Annotated in this window: 19 protein-coding genes; 13 read left to right on the top strand and 6 right to left on the bottom strand. The window is 68.4% G+C overall.

From position 1 onward, the window contains the following. Positions 1-33 precede the first annotated feature (33 nt). From CIK71_RS06955 to CIK71_RS06925, 7 genes are all read left to right on the top strand, one after another. Entirely contained in the window at positions 34-360 is a 327-nt protein-coding gene (locus CIK71_RS06955; RefSeq protein WP_096164471.1) for a plasmid stabilization protein, read from the top strand. 275 nt (positions 361-635) lie between these two features. Beyond that, a complete protein-coding gene (locus CIK71_RS06950) occupies positions 636-2,018 on the top strand; it encodes a TerC family protein (protein WP_096164470.1) in 1,383 nt (460 codons plus the stop codon). A 290-nt stretch (positions 2,019-2,308) separates the two neighbouring features. Continuing rightward, positions 2,309-3,217: a macrolide 2'-phosphotransferase gene (locus CIK71_RS06945; protein WP_096164469.1), complete on the top strand. Its 909-nt coding sequence runs from the start codon at positions 2,309-2,311 to the stop codon at positions 3,215-3,217. Positions 3,218-3,523: 306 nt separating this feature from the next. Continuing rightward, complete coding sequence (locus CIK71_RS06940; protein ID WP_096164468.1) at positions 3,524-4,534, top strand: transglycosylase family protein; 1,011 nt, start codon at positions 3,524-3,526, stop codon at positions 4,532-4,534. Positions 4,535-5,149: 615 nt separating this feature from the next. Beyond that, positions 5,150-6,619, top strand: a complete 1,470-nt coding sequence (locus CIK71_RS06935; protein ID WP_096164467.1) for an MFS transporter — start codon at positions 5,150-5,152, stop codon at positions 6,617-6,619. A gap of 167 nt (positions 6,620-6,786) precedes the next feature. Then, on the top strand, positions 6,787-7,968 hold the full coding sequence (locus CIK71_RS06930) for a Gfo/Idh/MocA family protein (RefSeq protein WP_096164466.1): 1,182 nt from the start codon (positions 6,787-6,789) through the stop codon (positions 7,966-7,968). 186 nt (positions 7,969-8,154) lie between these two features. After that, positions 8,155-9,003 carry a sugar phosphate isomerase/epimerase family protein gene (locus tag CIK71_RS06925; RefSeq protein WP_096164465.1) on the top strand — a complete coding sequence of 283 codons (849 nt, stop codon included), beginning with the start codon at positions 8,155-8,157 and terminating at the stop codon, positions 9,001-9,003. A 130-nt stretch (positions 9,004-9,133) separates the two neighbouring features. Here CIK71_RS06925 and CIK71_RS06920 read toward each other — a convergent pair whose 3' ends face one another. Then, a complete protein-coding gene (locus CIK71_RS06920) occupies positions 9,134-9,553 on the bottom strand; it encodes a nuclear transport factor 2-like protein (protein ID WP_141393695.1) in 420 nt (139 codons plus the stop codon). Between the two features lie 141 nt (positions 9,554-9,694). On the opposite strand from CIK71_RS06920, the gene CIK71_RS06915 reads away from it, so the two are divergent. The 3 genes from CIK71_RS06915 to CIK71_RS06905 all read left to right on the top strand — a co-directional run bounded on the left by CIK71_RS06915 (position 9,695) and on the right by CIK71_RS06905 (position 12,563). Further along, a complete protein-coding gene (locus CIK71_RS06915) occupies positions 9,695-10,480 on the top strand; it encodes a SurA N-terminal domain-containing protein (protein ID WP_096164463.1) in 786 nt (261 codons plus the stop codon). A 118-nt stretch (positions 10,481-10,598) separates the two neighbouring features. Then, positions 10,599-12,047 (top strand): MDR family MFS transporter, encoded by a 1,449-nt coding sequence (locus CIK71_RS06910; RefSeq protein ID WP_096164462.1) that lies wholly within the window; start codon positions 10,599-10,601, stop codon positions 12,045-12,047. Positions 12,048-12,242: 195 nt separating this feature from the next. Continuing rightward, positions 12,243-12,563: a putative quinol monooxygenase gene (locus CIK71_RS06905; protein WP_096164490.1), complete on the top strand. Its 321-nt coding sequence runs from the start codon at positions 12,243-12,245 to the stop codon at positions 12,561-12,563. Between the two features lie 66 nt (positions 12,564-12,629). On the opposite strand, the gene CIK71_RS06900 is transcribed toward CIK71_RS06905, so the two are convergent. The 4 genes from CIK71_RS06900 to CIK71_RS06885 form a co-directional block, all read right to left on the bottom strand. Continuing rightward, positions 12,630-12,848, bottom strand: coding sequence for a hypervirulence associated TUDOR domain-containing protein (locus tag CIK71_RS06900; RefSeq protein WP_096164461.1), 219 nt, complete (start codon positions 12,846-12,848; stop codon positions 12,630-12,632). 38 nt (positions 12,849-12,886) lie between these two features. Beyond that, positions 12,887-13,189, bottom strand: coding sequence for a DUF3072 domain-containing protein (locus CIK71_RS06895; protein ID WP_096164460.1), 303 nt, complete (start codon positions 13,187-13,189; stop codon positions 12,887-12,889). 88 nt (positions 13,190-13,277) lie between these two features. Continuing rightward, on the bottom strand, positions 13,278-13,955 hold the full coding sequence (locus CIK71_RS06890; RefSeq protein ID WP_096164459.1) for an HhH-GDP family DNA glycosylase: 678 nt from the start codon (positions 13,953-13,955) through the stop codon (positions 13,278-13,280). A gap of 168 nt (positions 13,956-14,123) precedes the next feature. Further along, on the bottom strand, positions 14,124-15,188 hold the full coding sequence (locus tag CIK71_RS06885) for a tellurite resistance/C4-dicarboxylate transporter family protein (protein ID WP_245857364.1): 1,065 nt from the start codon (positions 15,186-15,188) through the stop codon (positions 14,124-14,126). A 374-nt stretch (positions 15,189-15,562) separates the two neighbouring features. Here CIK71_RS06885 and betT point away from each other — a divergent pair, with 374 nt between their 5' ends. From betT to CIK71_RS06870, 3 genes are read left to right on the top strand one after another with little or no spacing between them, the layout of a single operon-like run. Then, positions 15,563-17,815, top strand: coding sequence for a choline BCCT transporter BetT (betT, locus tag CIK71_RS06880; RefSeq protein WP_096164458.1), 2,253 nt, complete (start codon positions 15,563-15,565; stop codon positions 17,813-17,815). Next, positions 17,808-19,292 (top strand): aldehyde dehydrogenase family protein, encoded by a 1,485-nt coding sequence (locus CIK71_RS06875; protein ID WP_096164457.1) that lies wholly within the window; start codon positions 17,808-17,810, stop codon positions 19,290-19,292. Before betT ends, CIK71_RS06875 begins: the two co-directional genes overlap by 8 nt. A 46-nt stretch (positions 19,293-19,338) precedes the next feature. Next, complete coding sequence (locus CIK71_RS06870) at positions 19,339-20,931, top strand: GMC family oxidoreductase (protein ID WP_096164456.1); 1,593 nt, start codon at positions 19,339-19,341, stop codon at positions 20,929-20,931. A 133-nt stretch (positions 20,932-21,064) separates the two neighbouring features. Here the strand turns inward: CIK71_RS06870 and CIK71_RS06865 are convergent, their stop codons facing one another. After that, entirely contained in the window at positions 21,065-21,979 is a 915-nt protein-coding gene (locus CIK71_RS06865) for an NADP-dependent oxidoreductase (RefSeq protein WP_096164455.1), read from the bottom strand. Positions 21,980-22,042: the final 63 nt, after the last annotated feature.

Genomic DNA, 22,042 nt, shown 5'->3' with positions numbered 1-22,042 from the left:
GCCGGGACCACGGATCGAGAGAGGTGGGACGACATGCCGGAAGCATGGAACGCCAAGCGAGAGCGTCAGTACGACCACGTCAAGAAGAGCCAGATCGATCAGGGACGATCGGAGGATGAGGCCGAGGAGATCGCCGCCCGGACGGTCAACAAGACGCGTGCCCAGGAGGGTGAGTCCGAGGAGTCGAGCAAGACCTCCACACAGGACAAGTCCCCGTCGGAGCGCGGCGGGGAGCGTTCCCACTCGGGCCCGCAGGGCCGCACCAAGGACCAGCTCTACGAGGACGCCAAGCGACAGGGCGTCGAGGGCCGCTCGACCATGGACAAGGACGAGCTGAAGGACGCGGTCGAGGACCGCTGACGCCGGGACCGGACCGGCAGCAGAGCCCGTAGGACCGGCGCGTGGATGCTCCCACGCCCGGATCTGCGGGCTCTGCTGCTTGCTCTACGGCGCCGACGGGGCCTTCAGACCCTCTCGAGGCGGCTGTGTAGACTCTTCGATGGCAACGGGGGAGTATCCGCCACGCTGTGCACGTCATCACGAGGGCCGCCGTCGGCACTCCGGGCGCAGCGGCCTGTCGGGGGTCTCGGCAGGTGGAGAGACCCGGGTCCATTCCGCGACCCGAAAGCAGCACTATGTCCGTCCCCCCTGTCATCTGGATCCTGACGATCGTCCTGATCCTCGGTCTCCTGGCCTTCGACTACGTCTTCCACGTCCGCAAGGCGCACATCCCCACGATCGGCGAGGCCGCACTCTGGACCGGGATCTACCAAGGCATCGCGCTCCTGTTCGGGATCACGGTGTTCGTCGTCGGGGGCCCCACGATGGGCACCGAGTTCTTCGCCGGCTGGGTCACCGAGCTGGCGCTCTCGGTCGACAACCTCTTCGTCTTCCTCATCATCCTGGGCGCCTTCGCGGTGCCCCGTCAGGATCAGCAGAAGGTGCTGCTGTTCGGCATCGCGTTCGCGATCATCGCCCGTGGCGGCATGATCGCCATCGGCGCCGTGGCGATCGATCGTCTGTCGTTCGCGTTCTACATCTTCGGAGCGTTCCTGCTGTACACAGCGGTCAAGATGATCATCGACGAGGTCAGCGGGGACGCCGACGAGGACGAGGAGCAGAAGGACGGCATCTTCGTCCGCCTGGTCAAGAAGGTTCTGCCGGCGAGCGACGAGTTCGATGGCGACAAGCTGTTCACCATCGAGAACGGCAAGCGCGTCCTCACTCCGATGCTGCTGGTCATGGTCGCCATCGGCGGCACCGACCTGCTGTTCGCCCTCGACTCGATCCCGGCGATCTTCGGCCTCACCCAGACCACGTTCATCGTGTTCACCGCGACGGCATTCTCGCTGCTGGGCCTGCGCCAGATGTTCTTCCTCATCGACGGCCTGCTGGACCGGCTCGTCTATCTCTCCTACGGCCTCTCGATCATCCTCGCCTTCATCGGCGTGAAGCTGGTCCTGCACGCCCTGCACGAGAACGAGCTGCCGTTCATCAACGGCGGCGAGCACGTGAGCGTCCCCGAGGTGACCACCGGCCTGTCCCTCACGGTCATCATCGTCACGCTCACCGTGACGGTGCTGGTCTCGCTGCTGTCCCCGAAGGGCCGCGCCCAAGCCGCCGTGAACAAGGCGCACAGCGAGGCCGTCGCCTATGTGGAGATGACCTACGAGAGCTTCGAGCACCGCCGCGACGAGATGTACGAGCGCATGCTCGAGCACGAGCGGATCATCGACGGCCTGCCCGCCAAGTTCCAGGACATGGTGGTCGCCGAGCGCAACGTGGTCGAGCTGCTCGCGGACGCCCACAAGGTGCATCGCCAGCGCGTGGGATTCAACGAGCTCGGCGAGAGGTCCGACGAGCAGCCCGAGGGCCTGGTCGTCACCCGTCCCGACGGCCTGGTCGCGAAGGATCCCAACGACAACGTCATCACGGTTGCCGAGCAGGAGAAGGTGCACGCCAAGAAGCAGGCCAAGCGCCTCGAGCGCGAGCAGGCTCGCGCCGCCTACAGGGCCTGAGCCCCGCGACGTGCCGACGCCGCCCCACAGACCTTCGCAGGGGCGGCGTCGGCAGACGGTCAGCGGAGTCATCGTGCACCGCGAGCACGAGCTGCACCTGCGCGACCAGGTAGGCACTCATCATCCGGAGTCTCTGGCCGGGCACCGTCAGCATTCTGACGGCGCACGGGGCCGCCGCCCGGCCTCGAGCACCACGACAGGTGCCAGGGTGGGAGGACAGGAGGCAACGCCTCGCGCCCCCTCGCGGTATTCCGATCGCCCGCCGCTGCGGCAGATGCCAGACTTGAGCGATGACCTCACCGACACCGCCGACAGATCTGGACGACCTCCTCGAGCTCGCCTCCGCTCACGGGCTCGAGCTCGACGGCTCCACCCTCCGCACGGAGGAGGTCGGGCTGGACTTCAGGGTCGCGTTCGCCCGCTCCGGGACCGAGGACTGGGTGCTGCGCATCCCACGCCGCAGCGACGTGCTCGAGCGCGCCGATGTCGAGGGGCGCCTGCTGGAGACGGTGGCTCCGCGGCTCGATGTACCCGTGCCGGATTGGCGGATCCACACCCCGCAGCTGATCGCCTACCCGCTGCTGCCCGGGATCCCCGGGCTCACCGTCGGCGGTGACGGCACTCTCACCTGGAACATCGACATGGCTTCGCCTGCCTACGCCGCCTCCCTCGGGGACGCCGTGGCGCAGCTGCACGCCGTGGACCCTGACATCGCCGCGGCCACCGGCATCGACGTGCACTCCCCGGCCGAGGTGCGAGAGAACTGGCGGCGCGACCTCGACCGCGTCGCGGCCTCCTTCGAGATCGCCCCGGAGCTGTGGGATCGTTGGAACGCCTGGGTCGCCGACGACTCCTTCTGGCCCACGCGCACCACGCTCACGCACGGCGAGATCTACCCGGGGCACACTCTGGTCCAGGACGAGCGGATCTCCGGGATCCTGGACTGGACCACGGCAGCGATCGACGATCCAGCCAAGGACCTCATGTTTCTCCAGGTCAGCGCCCCGTCCGAGGCTTTCGAGATCGCGGTCGAGCAGTACGTGCGCGGCGGCGGCGAGGTCTGGCCGCGCCTCGCCGAACACTGCACCGAAATGTTCGCGGCCGGCGCCGTCGGATATGGGATCTATGCGCTCCAGACCGAGGACCCGGCCCACCGCGAGGCCGCCGCGACCGCCCTGAACCCATCCACAGAGGCGTGAGTCACGTCGACCGTAATCGTTCCGTGACCTGAGGAACATGTCGTGACCCATGACGCGCCACCTGCATCGCCATGCGCAAACACGGTATCGCCCCAGGCCACAGCATCGAGCGTCGTCCAACTCATCGTCATTTCCCGTCAACGCGAACGTAAAGCCTCCGTCAGGTCTCGGCGCGGGCCTTGCCCCATGGGGGGACCCCGGCCCTAGCGTGGCCGACGTTCCACAGCCGCGAGATTCGCGACGCGGAGACGCCCGGCCCGATGCGAGGCTGGCGAGATCCGCGAGATCTTCGAGAGGACGTTCTCCATGTCCCGTCAGACCATGAACACCCACCGAGCCACCTCCCCGATGCGCCGCTCCCTGATGCGCTCCGTCGTCACCCTCGCCGGCGGCGCCGTCGTCGCCGGCGGCATGCTCGCCACCGGCAGCGCCGCGAACGCGGCCTCCGGCTGGGACGAGGTCGCAGCCTGCGAGTCCGGCGGCGACTGGTCCATCAACACCGGCAACGGCTTCAAGGGCGGCCTGCAGTTCACGCAGGACACCTGGGAGGGCTATGGCGGCACGCAGTACGCCCCGAGCGCTGACCAGGCCTCCAAGAGCCAGCAGATCGCTGTCGGCGAGAAGGTTCTCGCGGGCCAGGGTGCCGGCGCATGGCCGAACTGCGGTTCGGCTCTCTCCGGCGGCTCGGACACCTCCGGCGCCCCCGAGGCCGAGGACAACAGCGGCTCGGAGCAGAACAACCAGAACTCCGACGATCAGCAGGATCAGCAGCAGGGCACGTCGGCCCGCGAGAGCGACCAGAAGTCCGACCGCTCCACCGAGCGTCAGGAGCCCGCCGAGGAGCAGGGCGACTGGAGCTGCAACGGCGATGGCATCCCGAACAACTGCGACGAGAACGGCTTCACCAAGGAGACCGAGCAGAAGCAGCAGGCCGAGGAGCCGGCGCCCGCCGAGACCCAGGAGTCGGACAACTCCGAGCAGCAGGCCGAGCAGGCCCCGGAGCAGCAGTCCGCCGGTGAGCCCGGTTCGAAGGCCAGCGGCGACCTCTCCGTGGCCGGCACCCTCGAGGTCGACGGCAAGGTCGGCCCCAAGACGGTCACCGCGCTGCAGGATTGGCTGGGCGTCGAGCAGACCGGTGAGATGAACGAGGAGACCACCCTCGCGCTCCAGGCCTGGGCCGGCACGTCTCAGGACGGCGAGATCGGCGCGGACACCGTCGCCGGTCTGCAGCACGAGGTCGGCGCCGCCCAGGACGGCTCCGACTCGATCGACGGAGACACCGCGAAGGTCCTCCAGAGCTTCCTCAACCTGTACTGAGCAGACAGCGGCTGAGGGCCGCTGACGCGGACGCACCGGCGGCTGACTGTCGCTGACGCGGACGCACCGCACATCCCGGACGGCCGGGTCACCCGCGAGGGTGGCCCGGCCGTCCGTCGTCCACCTCCCGACGCCTCCTTTTCTCCCCCCTCGCTCCCCGTCCTCCTTCGCGACGCAGGACGCCGGACCGTCCACACGTCCGGCCGTCTGGACACCCAGGCCTCCAGCTCTCCAGGCCCTGGCCTCTGGCCTACAGGCCCCCGGCCCGCTGAACCCAGGACCCAGGACCCAGGACCCATCCTGCAACCGACGGCAACTTTGACCATGCGGCACGGCGGCGACGCCGCACGGCAGCCTGTGACCGGCAACACAATCACGGCAACCGCAGGTCAGAAGCCTTTCTCCGCGAGCGCTCCGGCACCCGTCGGAGTCACAGGACAGTCACGGACTGCAACTCGCGGCAAGAACGACAAAGTTTCACAGGCCGCCGCAAGACTCGCTCCACTCGACCCGTCCGGCTCTCGCAGCCACGGCGACCGGCGAACCTGCGCCGCCTTCCGCACCCCGTGCGCAGGCCGCGACGCCCCTCAACGATGAGACCGAAGGAGCACGACGATGAGCACCATTCCCCCACCCCTGGCAGGTCCCGCGCGGCCTCCTGCGTCGGCAGAGTCCGGGCAGGCCCCGGCACCCGCGAAGCGGCCGTTCAGCTTCCGCGACAAGATCGGCTACATGTTCGGGGACTTCGGGAACGACTTCACGTTCCTCCTGCAGTCCTCCTTCTTCATGATCTTCTACACGAACGTCATGGGCATCAACGCCGGGCACGTCGGCACGCTGCTCTTCCTGGCTCGCATCCTCGATGCCTTCACCGACGTCGGTGCCGGACGCCTCATCGACACCCTGCGACCCGGCCGCACCGGACGCTTCAAGCCCTGGCTGCTGCGGATCATGATCCCGGTCGCCGTCGCAGCCGTGCTGATGTTCAGCCCATTCCTGCAGGACGGCGCCTACGGTGCTCGTCTGGCCTGGATGATCGTCACGTACATCCTGTGGGGTTCGGTCTTCTACACCCTCATCAACATCCCGTACGGCTCGATGGCCTCGGTGATCTCGAACAAGCCCGGCGAACGGTCCTCGCTCTCCGTGTTCCGCTCCCTCGGCGGCACTCTCGCGAACCTCGCGATCTCCGTGATCCTGCCCCTGGTCGTCTACGTGCAGATCGACGGCCGGTCGGAGCTCTCCGGCAACCGGATGATGTTCGCGGCGATCGTCTGCGCCGTCCTCGCGGTGTTCTGCTACCTGCTGTGCTTCGTGAACGTCGAGGAGCGCATCGCCACCCCACCGAAGCCCCAGGGCGAACGGATGGGGTTCGCGAAGACGATGGGAACCCTGATCACCAACCGGGCCCTGACCGGCATCGTCGCCGGGGCACTGCTCATGCTGATCGGCATGATGATGCTGATGGCGATCATGCCGTACGTGTTCAACGAGTACTTCAACCACGGCTCGCTGCTCTCGGTCGTGAACCTCGCCGGGCTTCTCCCCACGCTGCTGCTCGTGCCCTTCGCGACCATGCTCGGCAAGCGGTTCGGCAAGAAGGAGTTCGGGGTGTTCGGCATGGGCATCGCGGTCGTGGCCGGGGTCATCCTGTTCGTGCTGCGCACCGACAGCTCGATCGTCTTCACGTTCGGCTATGCCGTCATGCAGCTCGGCATCGCCTGCATCAACCTGCTCATCTGGGCCCTCATCACCGACGTGATCGACTACCAGGAGATTCGCACCGGGGAGCGCAACGACGCCACCGTGTACGCGCTGTACTCCTGGGCCCGCAAGCTCGGCCAGGCCTTCGCCGGTGGGCTCGCCGGCTGGGCGCTCGCCGCGATCGGCTATCAGTCCGGTGGTGTCCAGCAGAGCGAGGCGGTGCTCGACGGGATCTACGGTCTGGCCACCCTGTTCCCGGCGATCATCTTCGCGCTTGCGGGTCTCACGTTCGCCTTCTGGTACCCCCTGTCCAAGAAGCGCGTCAACGACAATGTTGCGACACTGGAGCGCAAGCACGCCGACGAGGGCCTCCAGGCCTGAGCCCCCGCCGGCCCGTCCAGGCCGGCGGCGGTCGTCGGCCGGGCGTCGGCCGCCGCGTCTCCCACCCCGTCCCGGCCCGCACACGGGCCCTCAACCATTCACGACGAGCAAGCGGCCAAGCCGCCAAGCGAACTGACAAACAGACGAACAGACGAACAGGAGTCACCATGTCGGAGAAGACAGAGAACAACGTACGGCTCGGGATCATCGGGCTGGGGGCGCAGGGCGGCATGTATGCCGGTCTGCTCGCCGACGGCAGGATCCCCGGGATGTCCCTGGGCGCCATCACGGACAACGACCCGGCTAAGAAGGAGCTCGCGACCCAGAAGCACGCAGGTGTCCCCTTCTACGACGACTACATCGCGATGCTGGACTCCGGGGAGGTCGACGCCGTCGTCACGACCGTCCCGCACTTCCTGCACCCCGAGATGACGATCACCGCGATCGGCAAGGGCATCCACACCCTCACCGAGAAGCCGGCCGGCGTGTACACGAAGCAGGTCGAGGAGATGAACGACTTCGCAGCCGCTCACCCCGAGACCACGTTCGCCATCATGTTCAACCAGCGCACCAACCCCGTCTACACGGATCTGAAGGCGCTGATCGAATCCGGCGAGCTGGGGGCGCTGCGCCACACCTCATGGATCATTACCACCTGGTGGCGCCCGCAGGGCTACTACGACCAGTCGGCGTGGCGTGCGACCTGGGGCGGCGAGGGCGGCGGAGTCCTGGTCAACCAGGCTCCCCACCAGCTGGATCTGTGGCAGTGGCTGTGCGGCACCCCGAAGAAGGTCTTCGCGAAGCTGGCCTTCGGCTTCCAGCGCGACATCGCCACCGAGGACGAGGTCAATGCCGTCGTCGACTTCGGCGAGGGCGCGACGGGTCACTTCATGACCTCCACGAACGACATCATCGGCACGGACCGACTCGAGATGCTGTTCGACAAGGGCAAGGTCGTCGTCGACGCCTCGAAGAAGGTCACGATCACCCGGCTCTCGGAGGACGAGCGGTCCCTCAGCGACAAAATGACGATGCAGGACGTCGCCAAGCTCTTCCGCGGCGAGATGGACCCCTCCGACGTGTACACCGTCGAGGAGAAGGAGTACGAGTCGGTCTGGGGACAGCAGCACATCGACGTCCTCACCAACTTCGCGGCCCACGTCAACGACGGGACCCCGCTGATCGCGGACGGCACCGAGGGCATCAACGGCGTGCGCCTCGCCTCGGGCATGCAGCTGTCCGCGTGGACCGGACGGGAGATCGACCTGGTCGACTACCCCGCCGAGGAGTACCTCGCGGAGCTCAACAAGCGCATCAAGGACGAGGGGAAGTTCCCGGCCCGGTCCTGATCGCCCCGCCGACCCGCGAACACGCGTGATCACGGGTCGCTGATCGACGACGCGGGGAGGAGCCGGCGCCGACAGGCCCGTCGCCGACGTGCCCGACGTCGGCTCCTCCCCGCTCCGCCCACACGCAGCTGCACCCTCACGAACCTCACGGCCCTCACGGCCCACACGACCCTCGAAGGAGAGACCATGCCCGTCCTCGGACTCCAGCTCATGATGCTCAAGGACCAGATCAACGAGAAGGGGATGTACGAGGTGCTGCGCCAGGTGCGCGAGCTCGACATCGACGCCGTCGAGGTCTCCCAGGTGGAGATGACCGACGAGCTGATCGAGGATCTCGTGCGCGGCCGGGCCGACTTCGGGGTGGAGACCGCCGCCATGAGCGCCTCGATCGCGCCGGGCGGCAACGGCTTCGCCCTGGAGACCGAGTTCGACCGCGCCGTCGACGCCTGCCGGCGGACCGGATCCCGCTTCCTGCGCATCGGCATGATGCCGTTCTCGGCGATGACCTCCAAGCAGGCCTGCGAGGAGTGGGCCGCGTCGGTGGAGCCCTACGCCGCCCGCCTCGCGGAGCAGGGCGTCACGCTGTGCTACCACAATCACCACGTGGACCTCATCCAGTTCGAGGGCGAGCGGATCTTCGACATCGTGCGCCGCGTCGCCCCGTCCCTGCTGTTCGAGGTGGATCTGCATTGGGTCCAGCGCGGAGGCATGGCCCCGCTGGACATGCTCAAGGCCTACTCCGGCGCCTGCAAGCTCATCCATGTCAAGGACTTCCGCATCGCCCCGCTGCCTGCGGAGACCGTCGAGAGGTTCGAGGCGCAGGACATGGACATGACGGAGTTCTACAGCGTCTTCCTGTCCCTCGCCCAGTTCGCGGAGGTGGGCCAGGGCAACATGAACTGGCCCGAGCTGCTGCCTGCCGCCGAGGAGGCCGGTGCCGAGTACTTCCTCATCGAGCAGGACGACACCTACGGCCGCGACCCGATCGACTGCATCCGGGAGTCCCGCGAGTACCTCGCCTCGATCGGGTACTGAGCGCTCCCCCACGGCGCGACACGATGCCCGGTCCCCCGCGTCGGCGGGTGGCGCCGGGCATCGTGCTGCCGTCACCGAAGATCCGACAGGAGGGCCGTACGGGTGACGCGCCGCGACGGAGCATCGCCCTTCAGGACGCGTCGGATGGCTGGAGATACGTGCGGATCTCACGGATCCGGGACGTCTTCCCGGTGCCCGCGAACCGGATCACATGGCAGAAGTCCACGCGTTCCTCGCCCCGCATCAGGAAGCCGTCGCACGCGGCGAGCCGGCCGTGATTCAGGACGCTGAGGATCTCGCCCGTCTCGGCCTCGAACGGTGCGGGCACCACTGCTGAGCCCCCACGCGACGTCTCGTCGGCGGCGCTCTGGTCACCACCGCGGGCCTCGCGATCGTCCTGGTCAGCCGTGCCGACCAGGGTCCAGCGACTGCCCTCGGCGAGCCACTCCTGCACCGGTGCATGCTCCCCGGATGCCCAGGCCGCCATGAGTTCGGCGACGAGCGCCATCCGTGGGGAGTTGCCGCAGTCCGTCGGAAGAATGAGTGCCATGCCTCGTGAGCCTACGTCCGAAGAGCGGCGAGAGACAGCCCACGGAATGCCTGTTCCTGACCGTGACCTGGTCGATTCCGCAACGCGATTCCAGGTTTCGGGGCGTAGCGTCGCCGTCGCCGCTCAACCCCAGGAGGCACAGTGAAGGTCCCCAGCACCTCTCAGATCCGCCGCTCGCTCGTGGCGGTCTCGTTCGCCGCAGTCGTGGCGCTCACCGGATGCAGTGACGACCAGGCCGCCCAGTCCGGCGCCAGCGATGGCGGCGGCGCACAGCCGGCCGCGAGCGATGGCGGCGGCGCCGAGCAGGCCGCCCCCGAGGCCGACGTCTCCGACGTCCCCGACGTGGTCGCGGAGGTCAACGGCGAGAAGATCACCAAGGACCAGTTCGTCCAGACCTACGAGGCCCAGTTCCAGCAGGCCGCCATGCAGCAGCAGTCCACCGGTCAGGAGACCGACCAGGACGAGCTGAAGAAGCAGGTCGCCGGTCAGCTCGTCGACAACGAGCTGCTGCAGCAGGCGGCGGACGACTCCGGGATCACGGCGAGCGACGAGGACATCGACGCGACCCTCGAGGAGATCGCGGCCCAGAACGGCCTGGGATCCGCCGACGAAGTGGTCCAGGCCCTCGAGGAGCAGGGCATGGACGAGAAGGACGTGCGCGCCGACGCCGCCTCCCAGTACGCGCTGACCACGTATGTCGAGCAGGAGAGCGACATCAAGGAGCCCTCCGACAAGGAGCTCAAGGCGCAGTATGACGAGCTGGTCGCTCAGCAGGACCAGGCCGGCGGCCAGGAGTCCGAGATCCCGCCCTTCGAGGACGTCAAGGACCAGCTCGCCCAGCAGACCGTCTCGCAGCAGCAGGGCGAGGCCGCCACGAAGCTCGCGGCGGATCTCAAGGAGAAGGGTGATGTGACGATCAACCTCTGAGGAGCTCGGCTCCGAATGTTGCAGTCGGTGCAACATCGCGCCTAAGGTGCGAGGGTCGGTCGGCCCTCGCACCGGGGCCGCACGACGCACTCCCCGGAACCGAACAGAGAGGCCTCATGTGACGACGGCGAGCGGAAAACCCGCCCCGTTCAACCGCAACGTCGTGCTGGCGACCCTGGTCTCAGGAGCGTTCATCGTCATCCTGAACCAGACGCTGCTCAATACGGCGTTGCCCGCGTTCATGCGGGATTTCGACATCACCGCCAACTCGGCGCAGTGGGTCACGACGATCTTCATGCTCGTCAACGGGATCATGATCCCGATCACCGCATTCCTGATCCAGAAGTTCACCACCCGCACGCTGTTCTTCACCGCGATGGGGCTCTTCACCGTGGGCACCGTGATCTGCGCCCTCGCGCCGGTCTACCCGGTGCTGCTGCTCGGTCGCGTCGTCCAGGCGTCCGGAGGCGGCATCATCATGCCGCTCATGCAGACGATCCTGTTCGCGGTCTTCCCGCTCGAGAAGCGTGGCAGCGCGATGGGCACCTTCGGACTGGTGATCGCCTTCGCCCCCGCGATCGGGCCCAGCCTGTCCGGCTGGATCGTGGACCATCTGCCGTGGCAGACGCTGTTCATCATGCTGGTGCCGATCGCGATCATCGACATGATCGTCGCCCACTTCATCCTGAAGAACGTCACCGAGCGCACCTTCCCGCGCCTGGACGTCGTCTCGATCATCCTGTCCACGTTCGGCTTCGGCGGCCTCCTCTTCGGGCTCGGCACCGCAGGCAACACCGGATGGGCGAGCACCGAGGTGCTCATCTCCCTCCCCGTCGGCATGGTCTCCCTGGTGTGGTTCATCCTCCGCCAGACGCGTCTTGAGCAGCCGATCCTCGAGTTCCGCGTGCTGCGGTACCGCATGTTCACCCTCGGCACCGCGCTGGGCATGCTCGTGTTCATGGCGATGATCGGCGGGATGCTCCTGATCCCGCTGTACATGCAGAACATGACCGGCCATTCCGCGATGTCCTCCGGGCTGGTCCTCCTGCCGGGTGCTGCGGTCATGGGCCTGATGTCGCCGGTGACCGGGCGGATCTTCGACCGCTTCGGAGCCCGCTGGCTGGCCATCATCGGCTTCGGACTGGTCACCGTCACGACGTTCATGTTCGCGGTGCTCACCCCCACCACGACCTTCGCGTACATCGCCATCGTCAACGGCGTGCGCATGTTCGGCACGGCCATGGTGATCATGCCGGTCACCACGGCCGCGCTGAACCAGCTGCCCCAGCACCTCATCCCGCACGGCACGGCGCTGAACAACACGCTGCGACAGATCGCCGCCTCCGTCGGCACCGCGGTGCTGGTGACGGTGATGACCTCGGCAGCGCTGGACCCGGCGACCCACGGTGCGCAGGGCCCGATCCATGGCGTGAACGTCGCGTTCATCGTGGCCGGTTGCATCGGCGTGCTCGGCTTCATCGGCGCCTTCTTCATCCGCTCGCTGCGCCCGCGAACGGTGACCACCGGCCGCTCGGGGCCGGGCGAGGAGGGCCTCACCGAGGGCTGACCCCGGAGAACAGCTGCGGCCCGTCTCGTCCTGCCGACGCAGGAAGGGACGGGCCGCAGCTGTCGACCTCGGTGTCCTGTTCGCCGTCGCCGTGGGCCTCCCGCAGGCTGGCCCGCTCCTGCGAGAATCAGACGACCGTACGCCAGGCGGGTGGAGCAGGCTGTGCTCACCCGCACGCACCGAAAGGACCTGATGATGATCCTGATTAACGTGAAGTTCCCCGTGAAGCCCGAGTACGCCGACCAGTGGCCGGAGATCTCCCGCGAGTTCACCGAGACCACACTCGCCGAACCGGGCAACCTCTGGTTCGAATGGTCGCGCAGCGTGAAGGAGCCCGACACCTACGTGCTCATCGAGGCGTTCACCGATGAGGGCGCCGGCCCGCATGTGGAGTCCGCCCACTTCAAGGCCATGCAGGAGGACTTCCCTCAGTACCTCGCGGCCACTCCACAGATCGTCTCCCACCAGGTCGAGGGCGACGGATGGGGCCCGATGGGCGAGCTGCAGGTCGACTGACCTCGTCCTCGATCGCCGTGGCGGCGGGGCACGGTCTGCGACCGCTGTGCCCCGCCCCGCTGCGCGTCAGTCGTCCTCGACGAGGCGCAGCGCATCCTCCTTGTGAGCGGCGATGTGGTCGGTCCGGTCGCTCTCGATCTCGTACTGGGGCTCGTCGGCCGAGGCACGACGCTTGTGCCCCTTGTAGGTGAAGTCCTCCGTGTGCACCTTCGTGACGTGCCCCGAGACGTGCCCTGCCTCCGAATTCCAGGTGACGTGATCACCGACGTCGAATCGCTGTGCCATGGTCGTCCTTTCCTGAACCTCGCTCGCCCATGGTCCGGTCAGCCGCCGTCGCGGCCCTGCAGGCGGTCGATGTGCTCGGAGGCCTCCGCCTTGGTGAGATCGGCCGGCAGCGTCTCCCCCGCCCGTTTGGCGAGCGTGTCGAGGTAGGACTTCTGCGAGGCGGTCATCGGGTCGTCGCCGCTGACCCACTCCTCGGGGTCCTTCTCGAGTGCGGGATCGCCCTGGGCATCCCCCGTCGCGCCGATCATCTCCCCCTCGTGGCGGTTCGGCTGCGTCGTCGCTGCGCCGTCCGGGGTCTGCGTTCCGGGGTCCTGTCGGTCGTCGGGCGTCGGCTCTGTCATCGTGAACCTCCTACGGCGTCGGCCACCGGTCGCCGGCGGCTCCTGATCGTGGTCGCATGCTACTGCCGACGCGTTCCAGCGCCCACCGTCACGAGCCCGACGGGCCGTTCGGTCGGTCGGCGCAGTCCTCTCCCGTCAGGTCCGCGGGCCGCACCTTCCGGAGAGCGGCACGCACCAGGGCGGCGGCGAGACGGGCACGATCTGCCGGGTCGATCAGCGTGTCCAGCGTCTCGGGGTCCTCCGGCAGACCGAGTCGGCGAGCACCGTCCAGGGCCTTGCGGTCGAAGAACGGCGCCAGCTCGGGCCAGAGCCCCTGCGCCTCCCTCACGAAGATCGCCGCTCCGGTGGGACCGATGCCCGGGAAGTCCTGCAGCCGCTCGAGCACTCCCTGCGGGCCGTCGCCGGCGCTGCGCAGCGATCGCAGATCCCCGCGATAGGTGTCGAGCAGCAGCTGCGCCCCGTCGCCCAGTCGCGTCGCGGTGGACTCGTCGTATCGGCGGTAGTGGCCTCGTCCCAGTGCGTCGACCCGCTGCTGCCACGTGGCGTCGAGCATTCGCTGCGGGGTGCGGAACCCGGCGGCGGAGAGCTCCCGCGCGGCCGCCACGGCGATGTCGGCATCGATCCGTGTGGACAGCAGGGTGGCGAGGACCAGCAGCCGATACAGCGGCGAGGGCTTGTCCGCGAGGCGGATCCCGGCCTGGTGGGCGTAGGTGGTGCCGTGGTCCTCCAGCAGTGCGGCGGCGATCTGTCGATGCGATCGGGTCATCTCGAGCTCCTCCCTGCGCGGCGGTCCGGTCACGCTACTGCGGCGGGCGTTGGGTCGCCACTGCAGCGTGCGCGAGTGCCGAGGGCGGCATGCGTGTGAGCCGGGGGCAGCACACGCTGGCGCACCGGGGCGCCCGAGATGCGGGCGCGGGGTCCGTCGTGCCGCGGCTCAGGCGTGCTGCCCGCGAGCCCCGCGCACCCCGCGCACCAGCTGCGTCACGAGGCCTGCGGCGACCAGGACCCAGGCCAGCACGGCGACGAGGAGGAAGCCGTTCCCGATGGTCTCCACGAGCGGCAGATGCTCGACCCGTCCCAGCCGCATCGAGGCGACGGCGAACATGCCCAGCGGGAACACCATCGACCACAGGGACGGGCTGTAGCGCAGCGGGACGCGGTGGATCGCGTGACGCCAGATCCCGGCGCCGACCAGCAGCGGCACCAGCCACGCCGCGAAGCACCAGAAGATGACGACGGTGCCTCCGATGAGACCGCGGGCGGCGTCGACCATCGGGGCCGGCCCCATGTCCACGATGCTCGCCCCGGCGACCACCGAGATCGCCAGGGCCCCCATCGCCACCCAGTACGGGGGCTCGAACTGCTGCGGGGTGATGCCGTGGTGCACGACCCGGAGGATCACCAGCACCGCGATCCCGACGTAGAGGATCGTGCCGACGGACCAGAACAGCACCGTGAGGATGCCGACCAGGTCGGCGGAGCGCGGGTTCGCCGGAGCGAGGCTCGAGAGCCCGACCGCGAGGGATTGCGAGCCGACGGACCAGATGAACCAGGTGCCGTTGGTCCGGGCCAGGATCGGCAGGCCGTCGCGGGCCATGAGCACCTGCCAGGGCAGCACGTAGCCCAGCACGAGCCAGACCGTGGCGGCCACGGCCAGCAGCGCGACGGAGAGACCGTCGAACCCGTTCCCCTGCATGCCGACGGCGATCACGCCGGTGCCGGCGACGATCGTGAAGTAGCCGAAGGCCGTCTCCGGGTTGCCGGCGTCCCGGCGCATCCGTCGGCCGTGCCGGACCGCCCGGGTCACGTACAGGGCGACGAGCACGACGTAGGCGAACGCGGCCACCCCGAGAAGCACGCGCGAGGTCACCGGCCAGCCCGCCTCGCGCAGAGCGACCGCCACGATTCCCGTCGCCATCACCAGCGCGAAATAGCCCGGCGAGAGTCCGGCGATCGCGCTGTCGGTCCGACGGGCAAGGGTGGGAGGCGTCCTGGTCACACTCCATTGTGTCCCCAGTCGGCCGGATCCCGACCACCCTCACGACCTCACCGCCCCGCCGACCGCACCAGCCCCGCCGGCCCGGGCCCTCTGGCATCCGGGCCGCTCCGGCATCTGGACAGGCCCTCCGTGCTGGCGCAGACTATGGCCAGCACCAGGCGGTTCAGCGCCCGGCGTGCGCTCTCGCACACGACTCCTGACTGTTCAGTCACCCCTCTGGCCAGGCAGTGGACGCTCCACTGCGCACTTACCTAGGGTGATGAACCGTCTGCAGCCTGAGGGGAGCTCACGGCTGCCGGCACCATCCCACCGCCGGGCCAGCTCGCTCGTGCGAACCGGTCCGCAGCGCTCGCACGTCGATCGAAAGGACCGAGATGGCAGAGGCTGCCAAGATCCCGCGCCCCCTGGAGACCCCCGGAGCCGGGAGGGACCCCGGTGGACGCGGATCGGGATCACCGAGCAGCTCTGCGACCGCACCGACGCCCTCCCCCGTGAACTGGCCCGTGTTCGTGGGCACCGCCGTTCTCATCGTCGCCTTCGTGCTCTTCGCGGCCATCTGGCCGGACACGGCGGAGACCGTCATCTTCGGCTCGATGGGCTGGGTCGCCACGAACTTCGGCTGGTATTACGTGCTGACCGCGACGCTCGTGGTCCTGTTCGTGCTGATCGTCGCGTTCTCCAAGGTCGGAGGAACGCGGATGGGCCCGGACCACTCCGTGCCGAAGTACAACCTGTTCACCTGGGCCGCGATGCTCTTCGCCGCCGGCATCGGCGTGGACCTCATGTTCTTCGGGATCTCCGGCCCCGCCACCAACTTCCTCACCCCGCCGGACGTCCCGGCCGGCTCCGAGGAGGCGGCACGGATGGCGCCGATCTGGACGATCTTCCACTACGGCATCCCCGGCTGGGCGATGTACGCCCTGATGGGCATGGCCTTCGGACTGTTCGCCTATCGGTACCACCTGCCGCTGTCGATCCGTTCCGCCCTGGCCCCGATCTTCGGGAAGCGGATCCACGGCCCCGTGGGCCACGTCGCCGAGATCGGCGCCACGATCGGCACCATCTTCGGCATCTCGGTGTCCCTGGGTATCGGCGTGGTCTTCCTGAACTTCGGCCTCTCCGCCCTCTTCGGGATTCCCAACTCCCTCGGCGTGCAGATCGCGCTGATGGCGCTGGCCGTGTTCATCACGATCCTGTCCACCGTCTCCGGCGTGGACAAGGGCATCCGCCGGCTCTCCGAGCTCAACGTCATCCTCGCGATCATCCTCATGCTGTGGGTGCTGTTCTCCGGCAACACCCATGAGCTGCTGAACTCCCTGGTGCAGAACATCGGTGACTTCTTCTCCCGGTTCCCGTCGATGATGATGAACACCTTCGCCTACACCGACGGCGCCGCCGAGGCCGGCTACTCCTCGGACCAGTGGATGGCGGACTGGACCCTGTTCTTCTGGGCCTGGTGGATCGCCTGGGCGCCCTTCGTGAGCCTGTTCCTCGCGCGGATCTCCCGTGGCCGCACGCTGCGTCAGTTCGTGGTCGGCGTGCTGCTGATCCCGTTCTCGTTCATCCTGCTGTGGGTGTCGATCTTCGGGAACGCGGCACTGAGCTTCTTCGGCGACGCGGAGTTCCTGGACCTCGCGATCAACCAGCCCGAGTCCGGTTTCTTCAACCTGCTGCAGCAGTACCCCGGCGCCACCTTCACCACCGCGGTCGCCCTGGTCACCGGCCTGTTCTTCTACGTCACCTCGGCGGACTCCGGTTCGCTGGTGATGGCCAACATGACGTCCAAGGCCTCGACCACCGACTCCGACGGGGCGCCCTGGCTGCGCATCGTGTGGGCGGTGATCACCGGCGCCCTGACGCTGGTCATGCTGTTCATCAACGGTGTGTACACGCTGCAGGCCGCGACCGTGATGGTGGGCCTGCCGCTGTCGGTGCTCATCTACCTGGTCATGTTCAGCCTGTGGAAGGTGCTGCGCACGGAGAGCATGAACCTCGAGTCGCGCCGCGCGGCCTTGCCGGCGATGCTCACCAGCCGCGTGCGCGACGCCGGGACCGGTGAGCGCGGATCGTGGCGCCAGCGGCTGCACATGCGCATGTCCTACGCCGATGAGGCGAAGGCGCGCGAATACGTCGAGAGCGTCGCCGCTCCCGCGGTCGAGGAGGTCGCGGCCGAGCTTGCGAAGCTCGGAGCCGACGTCTCCTGCCATCGCGGGGACCACCCGGACTGCTCGGTCCCGTTCGTGGACCTCGTGGTCTCCTTCCGGGATGCCGAGGACTTCAAGTACCAGGCCTACCCGGTGGCCTACTCGGTGCCGAGCTTCGCCGCGAACCTCTCCACCGTGCGGGACGTCTACTACCGCATCGAGATCTTCTCGATGCTCGGCTCCCGCGGACGGGACATCATGGGGTACACGAAGGAGCAGGTGATCACCGATGTCCTGGACTCCTACGACCACCACATCATGTATCTCACGATGAGCCAGGAGATCGGCACCGCGACCGGCACCATCCCGGTCACCGCGCCGGAGACCTGGATCGACACCGATCAGATCGACCCGACGGACGACCATCCCACCGACCCCGCGCTCGTCTCCGACGAGATCGGGACCAAGGAGAACAATGACTGACACCTCCGCCACCCTGTTCATCGACGGTCAGTGGGTGCCCTCCTCCACCGGCGCCACCCGCACCGTCACCTGCCCGGCCGACCAGTCCGAGGTCGGCATCGTCTCCGAGGCGAGCGCCGAGGACGTCGAGCGTGCGATCCTCGCGGCCCGTCGGGCCTTCGACTCGCGCGTCTGGGCCGACAAGCCCGCGTCCGAGCGCGGCGATTTCCTGCTGCAGGTCGCCGATGCGCTGCAGGCCCGCAAGGACGAGTTCGCCCGCGCCGAGGCGCTGGACACCGGCAAGCGCCTGGTCGAGGCCGAGGGCGACATGGACGACATCACCGCCTGCTTCCGCTACTTCGGGAAGATCGCCGACCAGAACCCCGGCCGTCTCGTCGACGCCGGCGATGACAGCGTCATCTCCCGCGTGGTGCACGAGCCGATCGGCGTGTGCGGCATGATCACGCCGTGGAACTTCCCGCTGCTGCAGGCCTCGTGGAAGATCGCCCCGGCCCTCGCCGCAGGCAACTCCTTCGTGATCAAGCCCGCCGAGCTCACCCCGCACACCACGATCCTGATCCTGGACGTGCTCGACAAGCTCGGCCTCCCGGCCGGGGTGGCGAACCTGGTGCTCGGCGACGGCGGCGTGGTCGGCGCTCCACTGTCCTCCCACCCGGAGATCGACCTGGTCTCCTTCACCGGCGGCCTGGTCACCGGTCGCAAGATCGCCGAGGCGGCTGCGCAGGGCGTCAAGAAGGTCGCCCTCGAGCTGGGCGGCAAGAACCCCAACGTGGTGTTCGCCGACGCCGACTACGAGGCGGCGCTGGACAATGCGCTCAACGCCGGCTTCCTGGACTCCGGGCTGGTCTGCTCGGCGGGCACTCGCCTGATCGTGCAGGACACCATCGCCGAGAAGTTCGTCGACGAGCTGGTCCAGCGCGCCGAGGGCATCGTCATGGGCGGCCCGCTGGACGAGAAGGCCGAGACCGGCCCGCTGGTCTCGAAGGAGCACCGCGACAAGGTCACCGATTACGTCCAGCGCGGCATCGAGGCCGGGGCTCGCCTGCGCACCGGCGGCAACTGGGGCGGCCCGGAGCACGAGCAGGGCTTCTTCTACGCCCCGACCGTGCTGGACGACTGCAGCTCCGACAACCCGGCCGTGGTCGAGGAGGGCTTCGGCCCGGTGATCACCGTCGAGACCTTCTCCACCGAGGAGGAGGCGATCTCGATCGCCAACGACACCGAGTACGGCCTGGCCGGCGCGGTGTGGAGCTCGGATGCGGGGACCGCGAACCGCGTCTCGCGGCGTCTGCGCCACGGCACCATCTGGATCAACGATTACCACCCCTACCTGCCGCAGGCGGAGTGGGGCGGCTTCAAGATGTCCGGCGTCGGCCGCGAGCTCGGCCCCACCGGTCTCGAGGAGTACACCGAGACCAAGCACATCTACCAGAACACCGAGCCGGCCGTCTCCGGCTGGTTCCCGCGCAAGGGCTGATCAGCCCCTCGCCCATCCCCTCATCCGTCGACAGGAAGCAGAAGCCATGTCCACCCAGGACCTCATGTCCGAGAACCCCGTCTCCGAGTTCGATTACGTCATCGTCGGCGGCGGCTCCGCCGGCGCGGCGCTGGCCTCGCGCCTCAGCGAGGATCCGAGCGTCGACGTCGCCCTGCTCGAGGCCGGCCCCTCCGATCTCGAGCACCAGGAGGTGCTGCAGCTCAAGCGCTGGCCCGAGCTGCTCGAGTCCGGGCTGGACTGGGACTACCCGATCGAGCCGCAGGAGAACGGCAACTCCTTCATGCGCCATGCGCGCGCGAAGGTGCTGGGCGGCTGCTCCTCGCACAACTCGTGCATCGCCTTCCACCCGCCGGCGGAGGACATGGACCTGTGGGAGGAGCTGGGCGCCGAGGGCTGGAACGCCGAGACGATCATGCCGCTGATCGCACGCCTGGAGACGAACATGTCCCGCACCGGCGAGGGCCACGGCACCGACGGTCCCGTGCACCTGATGGACGTCCCGCCCGAGGATCCCGTCGGCGTCGCGCTGCTGGAGGCCTGTGAGCAGGCCGGGATCCCCAAGGCCACGTTCAACGACTTCGAGACCGTCGTCAACGGCGCCAACTGGTTCCAGGTCAACCGCCAGGCCGACGGCACCCGCGCCTCGTCCTCGGTCTCCTACCTGCACCCGAACCTCGAGCGCGAGAACCTGCACGTCCTCACCGGCCTGCAGGTGATGCGGGTGCTGTTCGACGAGGACCAGCGGGCCACGGGCGTGGAGTACATCGACAACGCCTTCGACCGCTCCTCGATCATGCACGCGCGGCGCGAGGTCATCCTCTCCGCGGGGGCGATCGACTCCCCGAAGCTGCTGATGCTCTCGGGCATCGGCCCGGCCGACCATCTGCGCGAGGTGGGCATCGACGTGCGCGTCGACTCCCCCGGCGTCGGCTCGAACCTGCAGGACCACCCGGAGGCCGTGATCTCCTGGGAGTCCAGCCAGAAGATGACCCGCGAGTCCACCCAGTGGTGGGAGATCGGCATCTTCAGCCCCACCCAGGAGGGCCTGGACCTGCCGGACCTGATGATGCACTACGGCTCGGTGCCCTTCGACATGCACACCCGCCGTCAGGGTTACCCCACCTCGCCGGAGTCCTTCGCGCTCACGCCGAACGTCACCCACGCCCGCTCGCGCGGCACGGTGCGTCTGCGCACCATCGACTACCGCGACAAGCCGAAGGTCGATCCGCGCTACTTCACCGACGAGGAGGGCCACGACATGGCCGTCGCCGTCGCCGGTATCCGCAAGGCTCGCGAGATCATCTCGCAGCCCGGCATGGACGCCTACCGCGGCCGTGAGCTGTTCCCCGGCGAGGACGTGCAGACCGACGAGGAGATCGCGGACTACGTCTCCAAGACCCACAACACGGTCTACCACCCCGCCGGCTCGTGCCGGATGGGCGCGGTGGACGACGACATGTCGCCCCTTGATCCGCAGCTGCGGGTCAAGGGCGTGAAGGGCCTGCGCGTGGTCGACGGCTCGGTCATGCCGCAGCTGGTCGCGGTGAACCCCAACATCACCACCATGCTGATCGGCGAGCGGGCGGCGGATCTGATCCGCGGCGAGCACGGCGCCTGATCCTGCTGATTCCGCCGGGGCCGCTGCGGCGGGCGCGCTGAGACGACGACGGGCGGCCCCCTNNAGGGGGCCGCCCGTCGTCGTCCCGTGCCGTCCTGCTCCGCGCGTCACGCTGTCGAGCGGACCATGCGGCTCAGCGGGTCGCGTCGATGAGGATCTTGCCGTTCGCGGTGCCGGACATGCTGGCCTCGAAGGCCTCCGCGACCTCGACCAGCGGGACGGTGCGGTCGATCGTCACCTCGAGGGCGCCGTCGGCGACCTTCTCCAGCAGGGCGGCGAGGCGTGCGCCGTCGGGCCGCACCCACAGCCAGCGCCCGCCGTGCTCCTCGACCGACGGATCGGCGATCGAGATGTGCCGCCCGCCCTCGGTGAGCAGTGCGAGCGTCTCCTCGCGCACACCGCCCACGAAGTCGGCCACGGCGCTCACGCCCTCGGGGGCGATCTCGCGCACCCGCTCGACCAGGCCCTCTCCATAGTTCACCGGGGTGACCCCGATGGCCTGCAGCTTCTCGTGGTTGTGCGAGGAAGCGGTGCCGATCACGCGGGCACCGGCCTCCACCGCGAGCTGCGCGGCGAGGAATCCGACCCCGCCGGACGCGGCATGGATCAGCACCGTGTCATCGCTGCTCAGCTCGAGCGTCTCGACGGAGCGCAGAGCGGTCAGCCCCGTCAGCGGAAGGCCGGCGGCGATCTCGAATTCCACGCCGTCCGGGATCTTCGCGACCGAGGTGGCGGGCAGCGCCACGAACTCGGCGAAGGTGCCGCCGTGGACCACGTCGGTGCGCCCGTAGGAGGCGACGCGGTCACCGGGGGCGAACTCGGGGGAGTCGGGGCCGACCTGCTCGACCACCCCGGACACGTCCCAACCGGGGATCACGGGGAAGACGGCGTCGAGCATCTGGTCCAGGCCGCCCGCCATCACCTTCCAGTCCACCGGGTTCACGGCCGCGCGCTCCACGCGGATCAGCACGTTCCCGGGGCCGACCTTCGGCTGCGGGAGATCGGTGAGCTCGAGGGTCGAAGGGTCGCCGTATTCGGTATAGGTCATTGCACGCATACGAGGAGAACTCCGCGGGGAGCACTCACATTCCTGGGACCGGAAGCCGAGTAG

The sequence above is a fragment of the Brachybacterium alimentarium genome, from assembly GCF_002332425.1.
GTDB classification, from domain to species: domain Bacteria; phylum Actinomycetota; class Actinomycetes; order Actinomycetales; family Dermabacteraceae; genus Brachybacterium; species Brachybacterium alimentarium.
This window is presented reverse-complemented; position numbering and strand designations above follow the sequence as displayed.

Bases quoted from the DNA above. Each gene is read 5' to 3' on its own strand.
- CIK71_RS06955 (WP_096164471.1), top strand. From the start codon at position 34: ATGCCGGAAGCATGGAACGCCAAGCGAGAGCGTCAGTACGACCACGTC.
- CIK71_RS06950 (WP_096164470.1), top strand. From the start codon at position 636: ATGTCCGTCCCCCCTGTCATCTGGATCCTGACGATCGTCCTGATCCTC.
- CIK71_RS06945 (WP_096164469.1), top strand. From the start codon at position 2,309: ATGACCTCACCGACACCGCCGACAGATCTGGACGACCTCCTCGAGCTC.
- CIK71_RS06940 (WP_096164468.1), top strand. From the start codon at position 3,524: ATGTCCCGTCAGACCATGAACACCCACCGAGCCACCTCCCCGATGCGC.
- CIK71_RS06935 (WP_096164467.1), top strand. From the start codon at position 5,150: ATGAGCACCATTCCCCCACCCCTGGCAGGTCCCGCGCGGCCTCCTGCG.
- CIK71_RS06930 (WP_096164466.1), top strand. From the start codon at position 6,787: ATGTCGGAGAAGACAGAGAACAACGTACGGCTCGGGATCATCGGGCTG.
- CIK71_RS06925 (WP_096164465.1), top strand. From the start codon at position 8,155: ATGCCCGTCCTCGGACTCCAGCTCATGATGCTCAAGGACCAGATCAAC.
- CIK71_RS06920 (WP_141393695.1), bottom strand. From the start codon at position 9,553: ATGGCACTCATTCTTCCGACGGACTGCGGCAACTCCCCACGGATGGCG.
- CIK71_RS06905 (WP_096164490.1), top strand. From the start codon at position 12,243: ATGATCCTGATTAACGTGAAGTTCCCCGTGAAGCCCGAGTACGCCGAC.
- CIK71_RS06900 (WP_096164461.1), bottom strand. From the start codon at position 12,848: ATGGCACAGCGATTCGACGTCGGTGATCACGTCACCTGGAATTCGGAG.
- CIK71_RS06895 (WP_096164460.1), bottom strand. From the start codon at position 13,189: ATGACAGAGCCGACGCCCGACGACCGACAGGACCCCGGAACGCAGACC.
- CIK71_RS06890 (WP_096164459.1), bottom strand. From the start codon at position 13,955: ATGACCCGATCGCATCGACAGATCGCCGCCGCACTGCTGGAGGACCAC.
- betT (WP_096164458.1), top strand. From the start codon at position 15,563: ATGGCAGAGGCTGCCAAGATCCCGCGCCCCCTGGAGACCCCCGGAGCC.
- CIK71_RS06875 (WP_096164457.1), top strand. From the start codon at position 17,808: ATGACTGACACCTCCGCCACCCTGTTCATCGACGGTCAGTGGGTGCCC.
- CIK71_RS06870 (WP_096164456.1), top strand. From the start codon at position 19,339: ATGTCCACCCAGGACCTCATGTCCGAGAACCCCGTCTCCGAGTTCGAT.
- CIK71_RS06865 (WP_096164455.1), bottom strand. From the start codon at position 21,979: ATGACCTATACCGAATACGGCGACCCTTCGACCCTCGAGCTCACCGAT.